This is a genomic window from Phyllobacterium sp. NPDC097923 (genome assembly GCF_044760925.1).
Lineage (GTDB): Bacteria > Pseudomonadota > Alphaproteobacteria > Rhizobiales > Rhizobiaceae > Phyllobacterium > Phyllobacterium calauticae.
Genome location: NZ_JBIWBL010000001.1, coordinates 1,369,104 through 1,390,498 on the forward strand (window position 1 = coordinate 1,369,104; position 21,395 = coordinate 1,390,498).

Annotated in this window: 20 protein-coding genes; 12 read left to right on the top strand and 8 right to left on the bottom strand. The window is 61.8% G+C overall.

Annotation, left to right across the window (positions count from 1 at the left end):
- Positions 1 to 9 precede the first annotated feature (9 nt).
- The 3 genes from ACIQWS_RS06975 to folE all read right to left on the bottom strand — a co-directional run bounded on the left by ACIQWS_RS06975 (position 10) and on the right by folE (position 2,197).
- Complete coding sequence (locus ACIQWS_RS06975; protein ID WP_288193934.1) at positions 10 to 909, bottom strand: patatin family protein; 900 nt, start codon at positions 907 to 909, stop codon at positions 10 to 12.
- A 215-nt stretch (positions 910 to 1,124) separates the two neighbouring features.
- Positions 1,125 to 1,544, bottom strand: coding sequence for a phosphoribosyl-AMP cyclohydrolase (gene hisI / locus ACIQWS_RS06980; RefSeq protein WP_403173479.1), 420 nt, complete (start codon positions 1,542 to 1,544; stop codon positions 1,125 to 1,127).
- Between the two features lie 26 nt (positions 1,545 to 1,570).
- Positions 1,571 to 2,197 carry a GTP cyclohydrolase I FolE gene (gene folE, locus ACIQWS_RS06985; protein ID WP_223615120.1) on the bottom strand — a complete coding sequence of 209 codons (627 nt, stop codon included), beginning with the start codon at positions 2,195 to 2,197 and terminating at the stop codon, positions 1,571 to 1,573.
- Between the two features lie 278 nt (positions 2,198 to 2,475).
- Between folE and ACIQWS_RS06990 the strand changes: the two genes are divergently transcribed.
- The 4 genes from ACIQWS_RS06990 (at position 2,476) to ACIQWS_RS07005 (ending at position 6,499) form a co-directional block, all read left to right on the top strand.
- The gene (locus tag ACIQWS_RS06990; RefSeq protein WP_288193931.1) at positions 2,476 to 2,922 is read left to right on the top strand and encodes an iron-sulfur cluster assembly scaffold protein; all 447 of its coding nucleotides are present in this window, start codon (positions 2,476 to 2,478) and stop codon (positions 2,920 to 2,922) included.
- 7 nt (positions 2,923 to 2,929) lie between these two features.
- Positions 2,930 to 3,292: a membrane protein insertion efficiency factor YidD gene (gene yidD / locus ACIQWS_RS06995; RefSeq protein WP_403173492.1), complete on the top strand. Its 363-nt coding sequence runs from the start codon at positions 2,930 to 2,932 to the stop codon at positions 3,290 to 3,292.
- A gap of 302 nt (positions 3,293 to 3,594) precedes the next feature.
- Entirely contained in the window at positions 3,595 to 5,577 is a 1,983-nt protein-coding gene (thrS, locus tag ACIQWS_RS07000) for a threonine--tRNA ligase (protein ID WP_403173497.1), read from the top strand.
- A gap of 97 nt (positions 5,578 to 5,674) precedes the next feature.
- Positions 5,675 to 6,499 carry a lysophospholipid acyltransferase family protein gene (locus tag ACIQWS_RS07005; protein WP_346306628.1) on the top strand — a complete coding sequence of 275 codons (825 nt, stop codon included), beginning with the start codon at positions 5,675 to 5,677 and terminating at the stop codon, positions 6,497 to 6,499.
- A 14-nt stretch (positions 6,500 to 6,513) separates the two neighbouring features.
- Here the strand turns inward: ACIQWS_RS07005 and ACIQWS_RS07010 are convergent, their stop codons facing one another.
- Positions 6,514 to 7,557, bottom strand: a complete 1,044-nt coding sequence (locus ACIQWS_RS07010; protein WP_346306629.1) for a hypothetical protein — start codon at positions 7,555 to 7,557, stop codon at positions 6,514 to 6,516.
- A gap of 124 nt (positions 7,558 to 7,681) precedes the next feature.
- Between ACIQWS_RS07010 and ACIQWS_RS07015 the strand changes: the two genes are divergently transcribed.
- Entirely contained in the window at positions 7,682 to 8,263 is a 582-nt protein-coding gene (locus ACIQWS_RS07015; RefSeq protein WP_403173505.1) for a nitroreductase, read from the top strand.
- 6 nt (positions 8,264 to 8,269) lie between these two features.
- On the top strand, positions 8,270 to 8,875 hold the full coding sequence (locus ACIQWS_RS07020) for a flavin reductase family protein (protein WP_403173508.1): 606 nt from the start codon (positions 8,270 to 8,272) through the stop codon (positions 8,873 to 8,875).
- Between the two features lie 173 nt (positions 8,876 to 9,048).
- Here the strand turns inward: ACIQWS_RS07020 and ACIQWS_RS07025 are convergent, their stop codons facing one another.
- A complete protein-coding gene (locus ACIQWS_RS07025; protein WP_403173512.1) occupies positions 9,049 to 9,918 on the bottom strand; it encodes an HpcH/HpaI aldolase/citrate lyase family protein in 870 nt (289 codons plus the stop codon).
- Positions 9,918 to 10,373, bottom strand: coding sequence for a MaoC family dehydratase (locus ACIQWS_RS07030; RefSeq protein ID WP_403173517.1), 456 nt, complete (start codon positions 10,371 to 10,373; stop codon positions 9,918 to 9,920). The genes ACIQWS_RS07025 and ACIQWS_RS07030 overlap by 1 nt, the downstream gene beginning before the upstream one ends.
- Positions 10,374 to 10,555: 182 nt before the next feature.
- Between ACIQWS_RS07030 and ACIQWS_RS07035 the strand changes: the two genes are divergently transcribed.
- The 5 genes from ACIQWS_RS07035 to lpdA all read left to right on the top strand — a co-directional run bounded on the left by ACIQWS_RS07035 (position 10,556) and on the right by lpdA (position 16,957).
- Complete coding sequence (locus ACIQWS_RS07035; RefSeq protein ID WP_403173521.1) at positions 10,556 to 11,704, top strand: DUF2336 domain-containing protein; 1,149 nt, start codon at positions 10,556 to 10,558, stop codon at positions 11,702 to 11,704.
- Positions 11,705 to 11,994: 290 nt separating this feature from the next.
- A complete protein-coding gene (locus tag ACIQWS_RS07040; RefSeq protein WP_346305911.1) occupies positions 11,995 to 13,242 on the top strand; it encodes a 3-methyl-2-oxobutanoate dehydrogenase (2-methylpropanoyl-transferring) subunit alpha in 1,248 nt (415 codons plus the stop codon).
- Between the two features lie 3 nt (positions 13,243 to 13,245).
- On the top strand, positions 13,246 to 14,259 hold the full coding sequence (locus ACIQWS_RS07045; RefSeq protein ID WP_403173524.1) for an alpha-ketoacid dehydrogenase subunit beta: 1,014 nt from the start codon (positions 13,246 to 13,248) through the stop codon (positions 14,257 to 14,259).
- 9 nt (positions 14,260 to 14,268) lie between these two features.
- On the top strand, positions 14,269 to 15,555 hold the full coding sequence (locus tag ACIQWS_RS07050; RefSeq protein ID WP_403173532.1) for a dihydrolipoamide acetyltransferase family protein: 1,287 nt from the start codon (positions 14,269 to 14,271) through the stop codon (positions 15,553 to 15,555).
- Between the two features lie 4 nt (positions 15,556 to 15,559).
- Positions 15,560 to 16,957: a dihydrolipoyl dehydrogenase gene (gene lpdA, locus ACIQWS_RS07055; protein ID WP_346306053.1), complete on the top strand. Its 1,398-nt coding sequence runs from the start codon at positions 15,560 to 15,562 to the stop codon at positions 16,955 to 16,957.
- A 640-nt stretch (positions 16,958 to 17,597) separates the two neighbouring features.
- Here lpdA and parE read toward each other — a convergent pair.
- The gene (gene parE / locus ACIQWS_RS07060) at positions 17,598 to 19,703 is read right to left on the bottom strand and encodes a DNA topoisomerase IV subunit B (protein ID WP_346305109.1); all 2,106 of its coding nucleotides are present in this window, start codon (positions 19,701 to 19,703) and stop codon (positions 17,598 to 17,600) included.
- Positions 19,704 to 19,834: 131 nt separating this feature from the next.
- Complete coding sequence (locus ACIQWS_RS07065) at positions 19,835 to 20,215, bottom strand: helix-turn-helix domain-containing protein (RefSeq protein ID WP_223615098.1); 381 nt, start codon at positions 20,213 to 20,215, stop codon at positions 19,835 to 19,837.
- A 184-nt stretch (positions 20,216 to 20,399) separates the two neighbouring features.
- Between ACIQWS_RS07065 and ACIQWS_RS07070 the strand changes: the two genes are divergently transcribed.
- Positions 20,400 to 21,326: a DMT family transporter gene (locus ACIQWS_RS07070; protein WP_346305110.1), complete on the top strand. Its 927-nt coding sequence runs from the start codon at positions 20,400 to 20,402 to the stop codon at positions 21,324 to 21,326.
- The last annotated feature ends 69 nt before the right edge of the window (positions 21,327 to 21,395 follow it).

Genomic DNA, 21,395 nt, shown 5'->3' on the forward strand with positions numbered 1-21,395 from the left:
CGGATCGGGTCAGAACACGACCTTCTGCATGCGCTCAAGCTCGCCGAGCCGGGCCATGGTTTCCTCATAGCCGAGTTTGATCGCCTCGTCGGCGCGGTGAAACTCGGCAAGCCCCACATGGCCGATTTTCGGCAGCAGCGCGATGTCAGGCGGATCGCCGGCCATGCGGGCGCGGGAAATCCGGTCCTGAATGATGTTGAACGATTCCATCATCACGCCCGTAATGCCAAGCCGCGTGGCGCGCGCCGCGCGGAAATGCGCCACCGCGCCCTCGCGTTCGGCATCGGCGGCAAGCGTCGCTCCGGCGGAATGCTTGATCACCGCGGCACGCCCGAACTGGTCGTAGTGCAGGTTCACCGCCACCACCAGAGGCTGCTCGTAGGAGCGGCAGACGGAAACCGGCACCGGATTGACCAGCGCGCCGTCCACCAGGATGCGGCCGTTGCACTCGACCGGCTCGAACACGCCGGGCAGGGCATAGGATGCCCGCATGGCGGTGATCAGGTTGCCGCGCGTCAGCCAGATTTCGTGGCCGGTGTTGATCTCCGTGCACACCGCGATGAACGGTTTCGGCAGGTCTTCGATGGACAGCTCGGAGAGATGATCGCGCAGGCGCTTGTCAAGCTTCATGCCGCCGAACAGGCCGCTGCCGCCGAACCGCAGGTCCAGCAGCGAGAAAATGCCGCGCTTGGTCAGGCTGCGCGCGAATTCCTCCAGCTGGTCGAGCTTGCCGCCGAGATAACAGCCGCCGACCAGCGCGCCGATCGACGTTCCCGCAATCATGGAAATCTCGATACCGGCCTCGTCGAGCGCGCGCAGCACGCCGATATGCGCCCAGCCGCGCGCCGCGCCGCCGCCCAGGGCCAGCGCGATGGGGGCTCTCTTGTCACTGTGGGGGGACGGATCCATGACAGGTGTTTCAGGACCGTTCGTAACGCCAATCGGTTCTGCCGCACGTAACCGTCGCGATGCCCATTCGAGCATGGCATGCACTCCTAAAGTCGTATTCGCACATTATCCCCTCACTTTGGTATCCAAAGGATGAATATTGCGGAATTATGGCCGCTTAGCCAACCAACGAAAACGAGAGCAGCCGATCAACGGCACCGGAGAGCAGAAATATGCTACGCCTCCGGCGTCATGACCAGATGGGATGTGCCATTTTCGCTGACGACCTGACGGTAGAAACATGATCGGCGGCCAGTATGGCACGTCGGGCCGTTTCCAGCCACCGTTACCTCCAGCCAAAGCGCATCCTGATCGCAATCGGTGCGCATTCGGACAACGGTTTGCAGGTTTCCGGAGGTCTCGCCCTTCTTCCACAGCGACTGGCGCGACCGCGACCAGTAATGGGCGATGCCGGTCTCCAAAGTCAGACGCAGCGATTGCGCATTCATGTGCGCCACCATCAGGAGATGGCCGTCACGCGCATCGGTGACGACGGCGGTCACGAGACCGGCGGCATCGAAGCGCGGTGCGAACACCGCGCCTTCTTCGTTTGCATGTGTGTCGGCAAGGGGCGACGAAAAGGAACCGTTGGACATGACTGCCAATTCTGCAAAAGACTGGTTTAGCGACCCTTGACGAGGGTCATGAAGCGGACCTGTTCGTTGACATCACCCTTGAAAGCACCGGTAAAGGTGGTGGTGGTCGTCGTCGAACCGGACACGCGGATGCCGCGCATGGCCATGCACATATGCTCGGCCTCGATCATGATGGCCACGCCGCGCGGGCGCAGCGACCCCTGGATCGCATTGGCGATCTGGGCTGTCATGCTCTCCTGCGTCTGCAGGCGGCGGGCATAGATATGCACGACGCGGGCGATCTTCGACAGGCCGACTACTTTCTCGCCATCGGGCAGGTAGGCGACATGCGCCTTGCCGATGATGGGAACCATGTGATGCTCGCAGTGCGAAAAGAACGGTATGTCCTTGATGAAAACGATGTCGTCATAACCGGCAACTTCTTCAAAGGTGCGTCCAAGCACTTCCTCCGGGTCTTCATCATAGCCCGAAAACAGTTCCTTATAGGCTTTTGCCACGCGCTGCGGCGTGTCGAGCAGGCCTTCACGGTCCGGATTGTCGCCGGCCCAAAGCAGCAGTGTGCGAACGGCAGCTTCCGCTTCTTCCTGGGTTGGGCGTCGTAGATTATTCTGATTGCCAGTCGGTGACTGCAAACTTTTTATTACCGCATCCATCGCGATCTCCCGTAGTCGCCCTCAAGGGAGCGACGAGTTAAACGGCAATACACGATAGTCGTTCCGAAACGAATACGTGGTGTATTGAAGCCGGCTTGGCCCTGAGGCTGAACCTGGGCGACTACATCTACCATTGACGCAGAATTTACGCCATGGCGCTTTGTGCTCGCCCGCTCACATACTATATAGAGAGTGAATTCGGGATTCATAGGGCCAAAGCGATGGACAATTGTCTGTTTGCGCTTCGCTTCGGGCCGTGTCACCAGCGGAAGCTCATTATGATCAATGACGTCTACAACACGCGCATTCTGGAGTTTGCCGGGAATATCCAGCGCCTTGGCCGTCTGGACAATCCCGATGCAACCGCCACGGCGCATTCGAAACTCTGTGGTTCGACAGTGATCGTCGATCTCAAGGTCAAGGACGGCGTGGTGACGGATTTCGCCCATGACGTCAAAGCCTGCGCGCTCGGCCAGGCGTCGTCGTCGATCATGGCGCGGCATGTGGTCGGCGCGACCAGCGAGGAATTGCACGCTGTGCGCGATGCCATGTTCAAAATGCTAAAAGAGAATGGAGCGCCGCCGCAGGGGCGCTTTGAAGATTTGAAATTTCTCGAGCCGGTGCGCGACTACAAGGCCCGGCACAATTCCACCATGCTGACCTTCGAGGCGGTGGTGGATTGTCTCGACCAGATCGAGAAGAAAAACGCCGAAGCGGCGGCCTGAACCGCCGATGTGCGCTGACCCCGCCCACAACCATTCCCGTGCGGCGGGAAAGAAATATTCCCGCAACTGGAACGGACCATGGCGCAAAACGCCGGGGCGGCTGTTCGGCACGGCCTTCGTCCGGCTGTACCAGCTGACGCTGTCCGGCTTCATCGGCAATTCCTGCCGCCACCTGCCGACCTGTTCCGAATATGCCTATGAATCCATTGCCCGTTACGGCCTGTGGACCGGGGGGTGGATGGGCCTGTTCCGGTTCGTCCGCTGCGGGCCGGGCGGCACCAGCGGTCACGATCCCGTGCCGGCAACGCTGGACAAGCGTTTTGTCTGGTACATGCCGTGGCGGTACTGGGGTGTGAGCAAACCGCACTAGGGATTTTCTGCTGTGTCATTCGCAGTGCTGTGGTGCGTGGTTCGACAAGCTCACCATGAGGGAGGAGGATGATTACAGGGAGCTAAGTTCTGCAACGTTCGCGATTGGCCTTGCAGCCCACCCAACTCCCTCATGGTGAGCTTGTCGAACCACGCACCACCCACTTGCAGCGGTCAAAACCCGCTTTTCCGCAACCGCCACTTTACGCCGGATCAATCTGCGCATAAAAGTCCGCTCGCCGGAGCCGTTCCGGTCATGAAACACCACCCGCGATTGTTGGCGGGACTGGATAGGAGCAACTGATGTCACAGACAGTTTCCAAAACTGTATCCATGCAATTCCCCGATGGCTCGAAGCGCGAATACGACGCGGCCATATCCGGTGCGGAACTTGCCGAATCCATTTCGAAATCCCTGGCCAAGAAGGCCGTGGCCTATGCGGTCGACGGCGTCGTGCGCGATCTCTCCGACCCGCTGCAGCAGTCCGGCAGCATCGAGATCCTGACCCGCGACGATCCGCGTGCGCTTGAGCTGATCCGGCACGATTGCGCCCACGTTCTGGCCGAGGCCGTGCAGGAGCTGTTTCCGGGCACCCAGGTCACCATCGGTCCGGTGATCGAGAACGGATTCTACTACGATTTTGCCAAGAACGAGCCTTTCACGCCCGATGACCTGCCGCTCATCGAGAAGAAGATGCGCGAGATCATCGCCCGCAACAGGCCGTTCACCAAGGAAATCTGGTCGCGCGAAAAGGCCCGCAAGGTCTTTGCCGACAAGGGCGAGGCCTACAAGGTCGAGCTGGTCGATGCGATCCCGGAAGGGCAGGACCTGAAGATTTACGCGCAGGGCGACTGGTATGATCTGTGCCGCGGCCCGCACATGGCCTCGACCGGCCAGATCGGCAATGCCTTCAAGCTGATGAAGGTGGCCGGTGCCTACTGGCGCGGCGACAGCAACAACCCGATGCTCAGCCGCATCTACGGCACCGCTTTTGCCACCGATGCCGAGCTGCAGTCCTACCTGCATGTGCTGGAAGAGGCGGAAAAGCGCGATCACCGCAAGCTCGGCCGCGAAATGGACCTGTTCCATTTCCAGGAGGAGGGCCCCGGCGTCGTGTTCTGGCACGCCAAGGGCTGGCGCATGTTCCAGACGCTGGTCAGCTATATGCGCCGCCGTCTCGACGGCGTCTATCAGGAAGTCAACGCGCCGCAGGTGCTCGACAAGTCCCTGTGGGAGACGTCGGGTCACTGGGGCTGGTATCGCGACAACATGTTCAAGGTCACGGTTGCCGGTGATGAAACCGACGACGAGCGTGTCTTCGCGCTCAAGCCGATGAACTGTCCCGGCCACGTGCAGATCTTCAAGCATGGCTTGAAGTCTTATCGCGATCTGCCGGTGCGGCTTGCGGAATTCGGCAATGTGCACCGCTATGAACCATCCGGCGCGCTGCATGGCCTGATGCGCGTGCGCGGGTTCACGCAGGACGATGCGCATGTCTTCTGCACCGACGAGCAGATGGCAGCCGAATGCCTGCGCATCAATGACCTGATCCTGTCCGTCTACAAGGATTTCGGTTTCGACGAGATCACCATCAAGCTGTCGACGCGCCCGGAAAAGCGCGTCGGTTCCGATGCGCTGTGGGATCGGGCTGAAAGCGTGATGATGGGTGTGCTGGAGCAGATCCAGCAGCAGTCGAACGACATCAAGACCGGCATTCTGCCGGGCGAGGGTGCGTTCTACGGCCCGAAGTTCGAATACACGCTGAAGGACGCCATCGGCCGCGAATGGCAATGCGGCACGACGCAGGTCGATTTCAACCTGCCCGAGCGGTTCGGTGCGTTCTATATCGACTCGACTTCCGAGAAGAAGCAGCCGGTGATGATCCACCGCGCCATCTGCGGCTCGATGGAGCGCTTCCTCGGCATTCTCATCGAAAACTTTGCCGGTCATCTGCCGCTGTGGTTTGCGCCGGTGCAGGTGGTTGTGGCCACCATCACCACGGAAGCCGACGATTACGGCAGGCAGGTCGCCAAGGAACTGAAGGCGGCGGGGCTGCAGGTCATCACCGACTTCCGCAACGAGAAGATCAACTACAAGGTGCGTGAGCATTCCCTGCAGAAGGTACCGGTCATTCTCGTCTGCGGCATGCGCGAGGCGGAGGAGCGGACGGTGAACATGCGCCGTCTGGGTTCGCAGAACCAGACGTCGCTCAGCCTTGATGATGCGATCCGGCAACTCGGCGAGGAAGCCACGCCGCCGGACCTGTTGCGCGCTGCTGCGGAGTAGGCCCGCACATCGCTTTGTGACAGCGTGGTGACTTTCATCACGCTGTCATGGAGTTGCGTGACTATTCAGCCGTTTCATTATTTGCCGGGATGCGATCGTGCAGTTCAGAGAACTCTCCTACGCCAATGACACCCAGTCGCGCATCACCCAATGGCTGATCCGTTCGATTGAAGGCCTGTCCGGCCGCGACCATTATGTCCGGCTCTACAATGCCTGGCGCACCGACATCGTCCCGGCGGGGATCGACGTGTTCTGCCGCATGATGGACCTGATCAACATCAAGCTCGATGTTCAGGATCAGTGGCCGCCGCAGCATCTGCCCGACACGCCGCTGGTGATTGTCGCCAACCATCCTTTCGGTATCGGCGACGGCATTGCCGCGCTGGCGCTGGCCGAACAGCTCGGCCGGCCGTTCCGCGTGCTCATCAACAACGACCTGATGAAGGTGCCGGAAATCCGCCCCTATGCGCTGCCGGTCTGCTTCGACGAAACCAAGGAAGCGGTGGCGATGAACATGGCCACCCGCCATGAGGCGGTGCGTTTGCTGAAAGAAGGCGTCACCATCGTCGTCTTCCCGGCGGGCGGCGTTGCCACGGCGCCCAAGGGTTTTGGCCGGGCGGAGGATCTGCCCTGGAAGATTTTTCCGGCCAAGCTGGTGCAGCAGGCCAAGGCATCGGTCATCCCGGTGTATTTCGGCGGGCAGAACGGCCGGGTTTTCCATCTCGCCAGCAAGATTTCGATGACGCTGCGCATTTCGCTGCTCATCCGCGAATTTCGCAAACTGTCCGGTAAGGCCATCACCGTGCGCATCGGCCGCACGATGGACTGGTCGGAACTGGCGCCGCTGGCCGACCGCAAGAATTTGCTGGATTATATGTATGGCGCAGTGTTTGCGCTGGCTCCGGCCGCAACGCGCCGCTGAGCCCCAGTCCTGGCTCAGTCCAGCGGATCGTCGCCGCTGGCGGGCTGATTGGCGGTGGAGGCGGCGCTGGCGCCGTTGGTCGCCAGAAGTTCCACATCCTGGTTGCGCCCGGCAACGACCTTGAAATCGCGCTGGTAAATCTTGTCCTTGTTCTTGGCGATGATGACGTATTCGCCTTCCGCCAGCACCATGGAGGCGAAGGCGCCGACGCTTTCGCGCACGATGTCGCCCGAGGTCGTCAGCACCGACCAGGCGGTATCGGCAAGCGCTTCGCCGCCCGCCTCGCGCACCAGTTTCATCGTCAGCTGCGCGGCACGGTGCTCCACATTGGCCTCGGTGATCTTGCCGGCCTCGACGCGGATATCCGCGCGGATGACCGCATTGGCCGTGCCGTAATTGGAGACGATCTGATAGGTCCCGGCATTCAGCCGCACCACGCTTTCAGGCTTGACGTCGGGGATGATCAGCGCCCGTTCGCCGCTGGCGTCCTCGTGGTCCTCATAGATGGAGAATCGCAGCTGGTCCTGCGGGATGCGCGCGCCGCCGGACAGAACCGCGTTGAGCTTGACGCCGCCCGCGTCGAGAATCATCGTCTCGTTGCGCTTGGCGCGGGTCATGGTGATGCGCTTGGTGGCGCCCGCCCGGCCGAAGGCCACATGCACGAGATAGCTGCCGGGGGCGAGGTTGAACGCGGTGGTGCCACCCTTGGCCGTTGCCAGCAGGGGCAGCTTGCCATCCGCATCGGCGTCCGGTGAGAACACGCGCCAGACGAGGCCGCGGCCGATGTTTTCGCCGTTCTCCGCCAGTTTCGCCGACAGGACCAGCTCGGCTTCCGTGGCAAGCGGATTGTTGGCCGGGGCTTTCGGGTTGGCATATTGGTTGAGATTGGGGATCGACGGCAATTCCACATCGGGCGTGGCGATGTCGGGTGCAAGCGCCTGCGCCCGGGCACCCGTGGTCAGCAGGCCCGTGGTCAACAGGGTTGCTGCCAGTGCCGCCGGCAAAATCCAGGATGTGCCGGAGCCGAAGCCCGCTTTCTGAGTGTCGAATATGCCCATGCACTGTTTTGATCCGAAGCCAGTGGCAATTTCAAGGCTTTTTCACGCGATCATGACTTTACACGGCCGGTGAAACCGCGACATTGTCCGCCCATTCGAAAAACAGCATCTGGTACCCCGTTTCATGCCTTCTCCCATCATTGAATTTCTGTCGCAGCGCAGCTCAACCCCCATTTCCGCCATTGGCCTTCCCGGTCCAAGCGATGAGGAGATCGAAACCATGGTCCGCATCGCCGCGCGGGTGCCCGATCATGGCCGCCTGACACCCTGGCGCTTTGTGCTGTATCGCGGCGATGCGCGCGTCGAGGTTGGCAAATATCTCGCCGATCTGGCCGAGGAGCGGGAAGGGCCGCTGACCGAACAGCGGCGTGAGCAGGAGCTGAAGCGCTTTGCCCGCGCGCCGCTGGTCATTGGCGTGATCTTCTCCAAGGTCGATCATCACATTCCGGAATGGGAGCAGTTCCTGTCCTCCGGCGCGGCGGCGATGAACCTCGTCCACGCAGCCAACGGCCTTGGCTATGCCACCAACTGGATCAGCAACTGGTATTCATCCGATGAGAAGGGCCGGGCGCTGCTCGGGCTGGCGCCGCATGAGCGGGTGGCCGGTTTTGTCCATATCGGCAGCTGCGACACGAAAGTGCCGGAGCGCCCGCGTCCGGAGGTAAAGGATATCCTGTCCGAATATGCCGGACCGTGGAAGGGCTGAGCCGCCATGTTCTACAAGTTCGATGATGGCCATGGCCTGCCGCACGATCCGTTGAAGGCCATCGTTTCGCCCCGTCCCATCGGCTGGATATCCAGCCGTTCGGCGGAGGGCAAAATCAACCTGGCGCCGTATTCCTTCTTCAACATGATCAGCACGAAACCCTGCCTGATCATGTTTTCCTCGGAGGGGCGCAAGGACAGCGTCACGTTCATCGAGGAAACGCGCGAATTTGCCGCCAATCTCGTCAGCGCCAACCTTTCGGTGGCGATGAACAAGACGTCGGTCAATGCGCCGCTCGGCGTCAGCGAGTTCGACTATGCCGGCCTCAATGCCGCCGACTGCCGGCTGATCGGCGCGCCGCGCGTGGCGGAAGCCTTTGCAACGCTGGAATGCGTCGTCACCGACATCCGCCATCCCACGGACCGTCACGGCAATCCGGTGCAGGCAATCATGGTCACCGGCGAAGTCGTCGGCGTTCACATCGACGAGGCGATCCTGACCAACGGGCTTGTCGACATGACCAAGGCGCAGCCGGTGTCGCGGCTTGGCTACATGGACTTTGCTACGGTGTCGGAAACGTTTCAGATGTTCCGGCCGAAATGGGAGGGGTGAGGTAAAAAGCCTTGCACTTACCGAAGTGCGTGGTTCGACAAGCTCACCATGAGGGAAGTGGTTGATTGCAAGGCTCATCACAGGCCTTGCAGAATACAGCCGCCCTGCAACTCGCTTCATCCCTCATGGTGAGCTTGTCGAACCACGCACTGTCAGGCATGCCGTCGAACGGCCTAAGCAGCACCAACCCGCCCCATCAGCCGTTCCGCCCGGCGCAGATGCGGGCGGTCGAACATCAGCCCGTCAATGCCGATGACGCCCGCAGCGGGATCGTCGGCGAAGGCCCGGATGATCTTTTGCGCCTGTGCCACCGCTTCGGCCGAGGGCGTGAACACCGCGTTGATCACCGGGACCTGCGCCGGATGGATCGCAAGCTTGGCGGTAAAGCCGTCGCGTTCAGCTTCGGCGCATTCGCGGGCAAGCCCGGCATCGTCCTTGTAGTTGATGTAGACCGTATCGATGGCGGCGACATCGGCGGCCGAAGCGCCGAGAACGGTCAGGGCCCGCGCCAGCCGGAACACGTCCGTATAGCGCCCGTTGTCATCGCGCACGGCGCGTGCGCCAATGACCGCCGACAGGTCTTCCGCACCCCAGGTGAGACCGATCAGCCGTGCCGACGCATCGGGGTAGCTGGCCGCCGACAGGGTGCCGAGCGCGGTTTCGGTGATGATGGCGAGAATCCGCGTCGAACCCTCCGCCGCCTCCGCATGCGCCTCGTGCACGTTCAGCTTGGCCGACAGCCGCGTGACATCCCTGCCGCTGTTGGATTTGGGCAGGAGAATGCCGTGCGGCAGCGACGGCATGACCGCGCCGAGGTCGGCATCGGCAAGCCCGCTCGCCAGATCGTTGATGCGCACGAACAGGCGCGGCGAACTCTTGTCACGGTTCGATTTGAGAAAATCCGCCGCGATCTGCCGGGCAGCGGGCTTGCGTTCGGCGCTGACCGAATCTTCGAGATCGATCAGCAGCACATCCGCGCCGCTGGCGAGGCCCTTTTCCAGCTTCTTTTCCGAATCGCCCGGCACAAACAAAAGCGAGCGCATCAGGCAGCGCTCCGGGATTTCATCATCGCCTGGCGCGTGCATTTGGCGACGAGAACACCGTTCTGATTGTAGGCGCGGTGCTCGAACGCGACGATGCCGCGATCCGGCTTGGATTGGGACAGCCGCGTTGAAAGCACCGTGGTCTCCACCCGCACCGTATCGCCGTGGAACAGCGGCGCGGGGAAGGTCACGTCGGTCATGCCCAGATTGGCAATCGTCGTGCCGATGGTGGTGTCGTTGACGGAGATGCCAATCATCAGGCCGAGCGTGAACAGCGAATTGACCAGCGGCTTGCCCCATTCGGTCTTGGCGGCGAAGTCGAAATCGATGTGCAGCGGCTGCGTGTTGAGCGTCATGACCGAGAACAGCATGTTGTCGCTCTCGGTGATGGTCTTGCGCAGGCTGTGATTGAACACGTGCCCGACTTCGAATTCTTCCAGATACAGTCCGGCCATGTGCTGGCGTCTCCTCAATGCGAATTTTTGCAAAAGACTAGGTCGGCTTCGGCAGGTTCGCAACACGGCAGCATAAACTTCTGCTTTGTGACTGATTGAACATGGTTAATCGACATGGTGAACCGATCGTAAACCTTTTGCCGCTAGCCTCGGTTGCAATAAGGGCTTGGGGTATAAAATTCATGACAATACAGCATTATCTGGCGATGGTCGGACATGCTTCTGCGGCGCAGCGTTGCCATGCCGCAGGCGCGCTGGCCCATGTCTATCTCGAAACCGGACGCGCCTTCGAGGATCGCTGTGCGGCGGAGGCGGCGCTGACGCTGCTGCTGGACGACCCGTCGCCAAAAGTGCGCCTCACCCTGGCCGAAGCTTTCTCCACCAGCGCCCATGCGCCGGCTCACATCGTCGCCGGGCTGGCGCGCGACCAGGCGGAAATCGCCGCCTACATGCTGGCGCGCTCGACGGTGCTGACCGATATTGACCTCATCGACTGCATTGCCGGCGGCTGCGCGGAAAGCCAGAGGGTAATCGCGGGCAGGGCCAAGGTATCCTTTGCCGTCAGCGCTGCCCTCATCGAGATCGCCGAACCGGTTGCCGTTCTCGAATTGCTGGCCAACAGCCGCGCCGAGATTGCCGATATCAGTTTCCGTCGTCTGGTCGAGCGCCTTGGCCATGTCGCCGATATCCGGTCGCTGCTCGCCGACGATGACCGCTTGCCCGCCGATTGCCGCCATGCGCTGGCGATCAAGGTGGCCGAAGCCCTGTGCCAGATGGATATGGTCATGGCCCTGATGGGCGAGCGCCGTGCCAGGCGCGTCACCAGTGAAGCCTGCGTCAAGGCGTCGATCAGTCTGGTTGCCGAAACGCCGCCAGCGCAATATCCGGCGCTGATCGAGCATCTGCAGCTGCGCGGCGACCTGACCACCGCCTTTGTCATCCGCATCGTCGCCTCCGGCAAGATCGATTTCTTCGGTGCTATTCTGGTGGCGCTGTCCGGGCACAACCTTGCCCGGGTGCGCAACCTTTTGATCGATGGCCGCGATGCGGCGCTCGGCGCCCTGTTCAGTGCCGCCGGACTGCCCGACAGCACGCACCAGCCGCTGCGCGTCGCGCTGCATGCCTGGCGCGATGTCGCCAATGGCAAGCTGGCCATCGGGCCGCAGGAAGTCACGCGCCGCATGATGGAGCGTCTGGCGCCGGAAAAGCCTGTATCGGCGCACGACCTGACCGCGGCCAATGACGGCATGCAGTCGCTCCTGCGCAAGATCTATCTGGAAGCGATTCGGGAGAATGCGCGCAGCCACGCCCTGGCCATCGCCGCCGCCTGACCCGGCTTTTTTCGCCATGAGCACGCATTTGATTACAAAATCCGATGCCCGTGTGAACGAATGAATATGCGCGCCGCATGTTCGGTGATGCAAAATTGCTTTTTTCCGGTGCAGCGCCGTGGCCCGGTCGCGAGGCTACACCGGAATGATCATAGATTTCATATTGTTGGCGCCGGATATTGATGCTTGCAGGCATTTTGAGAGAGCAGGGTGGAATAATAAGACAGTATTACTGACCTAATATTTCATGGTAGAGTGCGGAAACGTCGCGTGACTGGGAGGTCTGCTGAATGCCCGATGATTCCACGAGTGAATTTGGTCCACTAAGCCTGCACGTGCCGGAACCGGCCGTGCGTCCCGGCGGCGAGCCGGATTTTTCCAATGTGAACATTCCCGAAGCGGGTTCGGTGCGCCGTCCGCCCGTCGATGCCAATCCGGAGGAAATCCGCGATCTGGCGTTTTCGATCATCCGTGTTCTCAACCGCGATGGCGAGGCTGTCGGCCCCTGGGCTGGCGAACTGACGGACGAGCAGCTGGTTGAAGGCCTGCGCCACATGATGACGCTGCGCACCTTCGATGCGCGCATGCAGATCGCCCAGCGGCAGGGCAAAACCTCCTTCTACATGCAGCATCTGGGCGAAGAAGCCGTGAGCTGCGCGTTCCGCATGGCGCTGTCGCCGGGCGACATGAATTTCCCAACCTATCGTCAGGCCGGTCTTCTGATTGCCGGCGGCTACCCGATGGTCGAGATGATGTGCCAGATCTATTCCAACGAAAGAGATCCGCTCAAGGGCCGCCAGCTCCCCATCATGTATTCCTCGAAAGAACACGGGTTCTTCTCGATCTCCGGCAATCTGGCGACGCAGTATATCCAGGCCGTCGGCTGGGCCATGGCATCGGCGATCAAGAAGGATACCAAGATCGCGGCCGGCTGGATCGGCGACGGATCGACGGCGGAATCGGATTTCCACGCCGCACTGGTCTTTGCCTCCACCTACAAGGCTCCGGTTGTCCTCAACATCGTCAACAACCAGTGGGCGATCTCCACCTTCCAGGGCATTGCCCGCGGCGGTGCCGGTACGTTCGCCGCACGCGGCCTCGGCTTCGGCATGCCTGCCTTGCGGGTTGACGGCAATGACTATCTCGCCGTTTTCGCCGTGGCCAAATGGGCCATCGAGCGGGCGCGGCGCAATCTCGGCCCGACCATCGTCGAATATGTCACCTACCGTGCCGGGGCGCATTCCACCTCGGACGATCCGTCCGCCTACCGGCCGAAGACCGAATCCGATGCCTGGCCGCTTGGCGATCCCGTCATGCGGCTGAAGAACCACCTGATCGGGCGCGGCGTCTGGTCGGAGGAGCGCCACACCCAGGCCGAAGCGGAAATTCTCGACAGCGTGATCACCGCCCAGAAGGAAGCCGAAAGTTTTGGCACGTTGCATGCGGGCGGCAAGCCGTCGGCGCGTGACATGTTCGAGGGTGTCTACGAGGAAATGCCGCCGCATCTGCGTCGTCAGCGCCAGCAGGCGGGAGTGTGAGCGATGCCGCGTAAGACAATGATTGAAGCCATCCGCGACGCGATGGATGTGATGATGGAACGCGACGACAACGTGGTCGTGTTCGGTGAAGACGTGGGCTTCTTTGGCGGTGTGTTCCGCTGCACCCACGGCCTGCAGGCCAAATACGGCAAGACCCGCTGTTTCGATGCGCCGATCAGCGAAGGCGGTATCGTCGGTGCCGCCATCGGCATGGCGGCCTACGGCCTGAAACCCTGCGTCGAAATCCAGTTCGCCGACTATGTTTATCCGGCCTATGACCAGATCGTTTCGGAAGCCGCGCGCCTGCGCTACCGCTCCAATGGCGGCTTTACCGCACCGCTTGTCATCCGCATGCCGGCGGGCGGCGGCATTTTCGGCGGCCAGACCCACAGCCAGAGCCCGGAAGCGCTGTTCACGCACGTATCCGGTCTGAAGGTCGTCGTGCCATCCAATCCGCACGATGCCAAGGGCCTGCTGATTGCATCCATCGAAGACCCGGACCCGGTGATCTTCCTCGAACCGAAGCGGCTCTATAACGGTCCGTTCGACGGCCATCATGACCGCCCGGTGACGCCGTGGTCGAAGCATGAGCTGGGCGAGGTGCCGGACGGGCATTACACGGTGCCGCTGGGCAAGGCCATCAAGCGCCGCGAGGGCAAACAGCTGACCGTGCTTGCCTATGGCACCATGGTCTATGTGGCGGAAGCTGCCGCCGAGGAGACCGGCATCGATGCGGAGATCATCGATCTGCGCACGCTGCTGCCGCTCGATCTGGAAACCATCGTCGAATCCGTCACCAAGACGGGCCGCTGCGTCATCGTGCATGAGGCAACGCTGACCTCCGGTTTCGGCGCCGAACTCGCCGCACTCGTCCAGCAGCATTGCTTCTACAATCTGGAAGCGCCGGTGGCGCGGGTGACGGGCTGGGATACGCCCTATCCGCATGCGCAGGAGTGGGACTATTTCCCCGGTCCCGCACGCGTAGGCCGTGCATTCCTTGAAACGCTGGAAGGGTAGGAGCAGACGATGGGTGAATTTGTCATCAAGCTGCCGGATGTCGGTGAAGGCGTTGCAGAAGCCGAACTCGTCGAATGGCATGTGAAAGTCGGTGATCTCGTGCGCGAGGACATGATCCTCGCCGCCGTCATGACCGACAAGGCGACCGTGGAAATTCCATCCCCGGTCGACGGTGAAATCCTCTGGCTGGGCGGCGAGATCGGGCAGGTGATCGCCATCGGTTCGCCGATCATCCGCCTGAAGGTCGAAGGCGAGGGCCATGCGCCCGCTGCGGAACCGGCGAAGCCGGTCAAGGCTGAAGAGCCGAAGGTCCAGCCTGCCAAGGCGGAACCAAAGCCGGAGATCAAGGTTGAAAAGCCCGCTGCTCCGGTTGTCCATACACCGGTATCCGCGCCAGTCACCGTTGGCGCGCCGCGCGCCGAGGGCGACAAGCCGCTGGCCCCGCCGGCGGTGCGCCTGCGGGCGCGGGAAGCGGGCGTCGACCTGCGCCAGGTGACCGGCACCGGTCCGGCCGGGCGCATCACCCATGAAGATCTCGACACCTTCTTTGCCCGCGGCGCGCAAAAGCCCGTGGTCTCCGGTCTTGCGCCGGATACATCGGTCAAGGAAATCAAGGTGGTGGGCCTGCGCCGCAAGATTGCGGAAAAGATGGCGATAGCCAAATCGCACATCCCGCACATCACCTATGTCGAGGAGATCGACGTCACGTCGCTGGAAGAACTGCGCGCTTTGCTCAATGGCAAGAAGCGTGCCGACCAGCCGAAACTGACGCTGCTGCCGTTCCTGATGCGCGCCATGGTGAAGGCCATCGCCGAACAGCCGCAGCTGAATGCGCTTTATGACGACGATGCCAACATCATCCACCAGCATGGCGGCGTGCATATCGGCATTGCGGCGCAGACGCCGTCCGGTCTTGTGGTTCCCGTGGTCAAGCACGCGGAAGCCCGCGATCTCTGGGGCTGCGCCGCCGAAGTCAATCTTCTGGCCGAAGCGGCCAAGACCGGCACGGCAACGCGCGAGCAACTGACCGGTTCGACCATCACCATCACCTCGCTGGGCAGCATGGGCGGCATCGTCACCACCCCGGTGATCAACTATCCCGAAGTCGCCATCATCGGCGTCAACAAGATGATGACCCGGCCGATGTGGGATGGCGCGGCCTTCATTCCGCGCAAGATGATGAACCTGTCCTCAAGCTTCGATCACCGCGTGATCGACGGCTGGGACGCCGCAGTCTTCATTCAGCGGATCAAGACGCTGCTCGAAACGCCAGCGCTGATATTCGTGGAGGGTTGATCCGATGAAAGATATTTCCTGCAAGCTGCTGGTCATCGGCGCTGGCCCCGGCGGCTATGTCTGCGCCATCCGCGCCGGACAGCTCAATGTCGATACGGTGATCGTCGAGGCGGCGAAGGTCGGCGGCACCTGCCTGCTCGTCGGCTGCATTCCGTCCAAGGCGCTGATCCACGCGGCCGATGAATTCGCCAAGGTGGCGCATTTCGCCGCCCGGCAGACGCCGCTTGGCATCTCGGTTGCCGAACCGGCCATCGATTTCAGCAAAACCATCGCCTGGAAGGACGGTATCGTCAGCCGCCTCAACAACGGCGTTGCCGGCCTGCTCAAGAAGGCAAACGTCAAGATCGTCACCGGCAAGGCCCGCTTCCGTGACGGCAAGACCATCGAGGTGGAAACCCTGACCGGCCTGCAGATCATCCGCGCCGAAAACGTCGTCATCGCCACCGGTTCGGCGCCGGTCGAGGTGCCCTCGCTGCCGTTCGGCGGCAATGTCATTTCCTCGACCGAAGCGCTTTCGCTGCCGGACGTTCCGGAAAAGCTCGTCGTGGTTGGCGGCGGCTATATCGGGCTCGAACTCGGCACGGCCTATGCCAAGCTGGGGTCCAAGGTCACGGTTGTCGAAGCCCAGCCGAAGGTGCTGCCGCAATATGATGCGGAGCTGACCCGCCCGGTGGTCAAGCACCTGAACACGCTCGGCATCACCGTGCTGACCGGCGCCAAGGCCAAGGGGGTCAGCAGCAAGGGCGATGCGTTGTTGATCGAAACCGCCGACGGCAAGGACGAACGCATTGCCGCCGACAAGATCCTGGTCACGGTCGGGCGCAAGCCTGTCACCTCAGGCTGGGGGCTGGAAGAGATCGACATCGATATGGATGGCCGCTTTGTCCGCATTGACGACAAGTGCCGCACCTCCATGCGCGGCGTCTATGCCATCGGCGATGTCACCGGCGAGCCCATGCTGGCGCACCGCGCCATGGCGCAGGGCGAGATGGTGGCGGAAATCGTTGCGGGCGAGAACCGCAGCTGGGACAAGCGGGCCATTGCCGCCGTCTGCTTCACCGATCCGGAAATCGTCACGGTGGGCCTGTCGCCCGACGAGGCCAAGCAAGCCGGGCATGAGGTCAAGATCGGGATGTTCCCCTTCGCCGCCAATGGCCGCGCCATGACCAAGGAAGGCGAGGAGGGCTTTGTCCGGGTCGTGGCTGCCGCCAGCAACCATCTCATCCTTGGCATCCAGGCCGTCGGCCATGGCGTCTCCGAACTGTCGGCTTCGTTTGCGCTGGCCATGGAAATGGGCGCGCGGCTGGAAGACATCGCCGGAACCATCCACGCCCATCCGACGCAGGGCGAGGGGTTTCAGGAAGCCGCGCTCAAGGCGCTTGGCCACGCGCTGCATATCTAATCAACCTGTCTTCGTATCAAGGGCGCCGGAAACGGCGCCCTTTGCATGCGCCGGGCGCGGCATTGCCTTGCCACGCCCGCGATCGCATCTGGCCATTGCAAAGGAGGAAAGACGGGCGGTCCCTGGGAACGCGGGTCTTGGGTATTCTGGTATGCGATGCTTGCGATCCTGGGACCACCCGCCCCGGCGATTTCAGGTCTTGCCTGTTCTGCCTCGTTTCCTCATCGGAAACGCGCACAGCGTCAGCGCAACCTCCTCGCCCCGCAGGTTTTCCCTGCGGGACGAAGTGCCGATCCTTTCCCGACTTTCGAAGGTTTCCGGAAGCATTCCCGCCGGAAAGGACAGGGATGAGAATATCCCGGGTTGGGACGTGGTGGATAAGTTGGAGTGATTTTTGTTTGATGGGTGGATGGCAGAGCCATTGTGGGTGGTTCGACAAGCTCACCATGAGGGAGGTGGAGGGCTGCAGGGCGTTACATCCTGCAACGTTTGTGATTGGCATTGCAACCAAATCACTTCCCTCATGGTGAGCTTGTCGAACCACGCTTAACGCGTTCTGCCACCCGCTAAAAGTTGGCTCCCCCAAAACAAAATGGCGATGCAAAGCACCGCCATTTGAAACAGGTTTCATCGCTGAATATCAGATGTCCAGCTCTTCCACGAACGCGGCGCGGTCCTGGATGAAGCGGAAGCGGGCTTCCGGTTTCGTGCCCATCAGATCATCGACCGCGAGTTTTGTTTCCTCGATCCACTCCTCGTCGATCTGCACCCGCAAAAGCGTGCGCTTCTTGCGGTCCATCGTCGTTTCCTTGAGCTGGTCGGCGCGCATTTCGCCGAGGCCCTTGAACCGTCCGATCTCGATCTTGCCCTTGCCGGTGAACAGCGTGCGCATCAGTTCATCCTTGTGCGCATCATCGCGGGCATAGGCGACCTTGCCACCCTGGGCGATGCGGTAGAGCGGCGGCACGCCGAGGAACAGATGGCCGTTGCGGATGAGTTCCGGCATTTCCTGATAGAAGAAGGTGATGAGCAGCGACGCGATGTGCGCACCGTCGACGTCGGCATCGGTCATGATGATAATGCGGTCGTAGCGCAAATCCTCGTCGCGGTATTTTGACCGCGTGCCGCAGCCGAGCGCCTGGATCAGGTCGCCGATCTGCTGGTTGGCCGTCATCTTTTCCCGCCCGGCGCTGACGACGTTGAGAATCTTGCCGCGCAGCGGCAGCACCGCCTGCGTGGCGCGGTCCCGCGCCTGCTTGGCCGAGCCGCCGGCGGAATCACCCTCGACGATGAAGAGTTCGGCGCCGAGCGCACCGGTCTGGGTGCAATCGGCAAGCTTGCCCGGCAGGCGCAGCTTGCGCACCGCCGACTTGCGGTTGACTTCCTTTTCCTGGCGGCGCTTGACGCGCTCGTCGGCACGCTCCACCACCCAGTCCAGCAGCTTCGATGCTTCCTGCGGCGAGGCGGCAAGCCAATGATCGAATGGATCGCGGATGGCATTTTCGACAATGCGCTGCGCTTCGACCGTGGCAAGCTTGTCCTTGGTCTGGCCGACGAATTCCGGTTCGCGGATGAACACCGAGAGCATGGCCGCCGACGAGATCATCACGTCATCGGTGGTGATGATCGACGCGCGCTTGTTGCCGGTCAGTTCCGCATAGGCCTTCAAGCCGCGGGTGAGGGCGATGCGCAGACCCGCCTCATGCGTGCCGCCTTCGCCTGTGGGAATCGTGTTGCAGTAGGAATGGACAAAGCCGTCGCCGCCATACCAGGCAACCGCCCATTCCAGCGCGCCGTGCCCGCCGGACTTTTCCGTCCTGCCCGCGAACATGTCGCGCGTGACCTGAAAATCCTTGCCGAGCGATGCCGCCAGATAATCCTTCAACCCGCCGGGGAAGTGAAACACCGCCTTGTCGGGTGTCGGGTCCTTCGGGTCGAGCAGGGATGGCGCGCAGTTCCAGCGGATTTCAACGCCGCCGAAGAGATAGGCCTTTGACCGGGCCATCTTGAAAAGCCGGGCCGGATCGAACTTGGCGCCCTGGCCGAAAATCTCCGGGTCCGGATGGAAGGTCACGCGCGTGCCGCGACGGTTGTGCACCTCGCCGACATCCTCGATCGGTCCGAGCGGATGGCCGCGCGAGAACCGCTGGCGGTAGAGGCGCCGGTTGCGGGCCACTTCCACTTCCACGTGATCGGACAGGGCGTTCACCACCGATATGCCGACGCCGTGCAGACCGCCCGATGTTTCGTAGACGTCGGAATCGAATTTGCCGCCCGCATGCAGGGTGGTCATGATGACTTCGAGCGCGGATTTGCCAAGCTGCTTGGGATCGGGATGCGGATCGACGGGGATGCCGCGGCCATTGTCGGTAACCGAGAGATAGCCGTTCTCGTCCAGTTCGATATCGATGAAGTTGGCGTGTCCAGCAACCGCCTCGTCCATCGAGTTGTCGATGACTTCGGCAAAGAGATGGTGCATCGCCCGCTCGTCGGTGCCGCCGATATACATGCCCGGACGGCGGCGAACGGGTTCGAGACCATCGAGAACCTGGATCTGTGCCGCATTGTAGCCGCCGCTGCTGTCGGGGGCGGCCCGTGCCGGGGCCTTCGCTGCCGCAACCGGTGCGATTTTCACAGGCGGTGCCACCGGCGTCGCGGCAGGTTCGACCCTGGTCTGGTCCACCGCTGCCTGGCGTTCCCGGGCTGTTTTGACTACCGCTGAAAAGAGGTCGTTATTGTCATCCATATCGTATTTTGGCCAATGCTACAGGGGCTGCGAATCACCGGCAATCTTGACATGCTTCGCCGGGAAACGCGATGGGCGTTCGTGATCTGTTCCGGGATTCACCACAGAACTATGCGGTTAAAACCCAAGTTTCAAGCGGCTTTGAGGCGCGACACGGCTTTTTCGAGCTCTTCGATCCGCTCGCCCAGCTCCTGGTGCAGAGCCTTGAGATTGGCGATCTGGCTTTTCAGCAGGCGGTTTTCGTCCGCCGTGTCGCTCTCGTCGGGCGATTGTCCGACCCCGTGTATGAGCCAGGTCTGCGTGACCCCGAGCGATCCGGCCAGCATGAACAGGCGGTGGACACCGGGCTCCGACCGGTCGGATTCCCAGGCGGCGATGGTTTCCGGCTTGACGCCGACACGCACCGCAAGCTGCGCCACCGTCATCGACTTGGCATCGCGCGCGCGGGAAAGGCGGCCACCCAGCGTGTCCGTGTCGGGCATGGCAGTGATGATGTTGGAGATGAAATTCATGGCTTTCTCCATCTTTTTCTTGTTTTTAAAGTGTAGACGAAAGCTTTTGCACCATTTGGAAGCAGAAAAGTCAAATCCGGCGGCATTTTGCTTCCATTTTGCATTATGCGGATGATTGCATTTTTCCGCAGAGCCGATATGGCTGGGGTCCCACCTGAGCCATTTGTCCCGGAAAGGCCGCACCATGCAAAACACAACCTCGCCGCAAATGAGGGGCGTCGGAACGATGGCCGGTGCGATGTTTATCCTGCCGATGATGGATGCCATCGCCAAATGGCTGTCGACGGTGGACAGCCTGCCGCCGGCCACGGTGACGCTGTCGCGCTTCGTCGTCCAGACGATCCTGACCATGCTGATCATCGTGGCGCTGACCGGCATGCGCTCGCTCAAGCCGCACAACCTCTGGGGCAATCTGCTGCGTGGTTTTCTGATGGGCATCGGCAGCCTGTGCTTCTTTGCCGCCGTCAAATACATGCCGCTTGCCGATGCCATGGCGGTGTTTTTCGTCGAGCCGCTGATGCTGACGCTGCTCTCGGCCGTGGTGCTGAAGGAAACCGTCGGCTGGCGCCGGCGCATTGCCGTTGCGGTCGGGTTCATCGGGACACTGATCGTCATCCAGCCGAGCTGGGAGCTGTTCGGCTGGGTTTCGCTGCTGCCGCTGGGCACGGCGGCGCTGTTTGCCGTCTATCTCGTTCTCAACCGCCGCCTGGGCGTGCACGACACGCCGCTGGTCATGCAGCTCTATGCGGGCATCGGCGGCACGGTGACGGTGATCGTCGCGCTGTTCTTCGGTGCAGCCTTCGGCGTCAGCGATATGACGCTGGGCACGCCTGCAACCGGCATGTCCTGGTTCCTTTTGTTTGCCATCGGCGCGATCGCCACGGGCGGGCATCTCCTCGTGGTGCAGGCTTCGCGCCTTGCGCCGGCGTCGCTGCTGGCGCCGTTCCAATATCTGGAAATCGTCATGGCCGTCATCATCGGCCTGTTCGTATTCCAGGAGTTTCCGACCGCATCGAAATGGCTGGGCATTGCCATCATCATTGCCTCGGGTGCCTATGTGGTCTGGCGCGAGGGGAAAAAGCAGAAAACGCCGGAGCCCGCTTTCAATTAACCGGCCTGCTTTCCATGCAAGCACTGACAATAGCAGTTGAGCAAATCAGCCATTGGCAATAGAACCAGA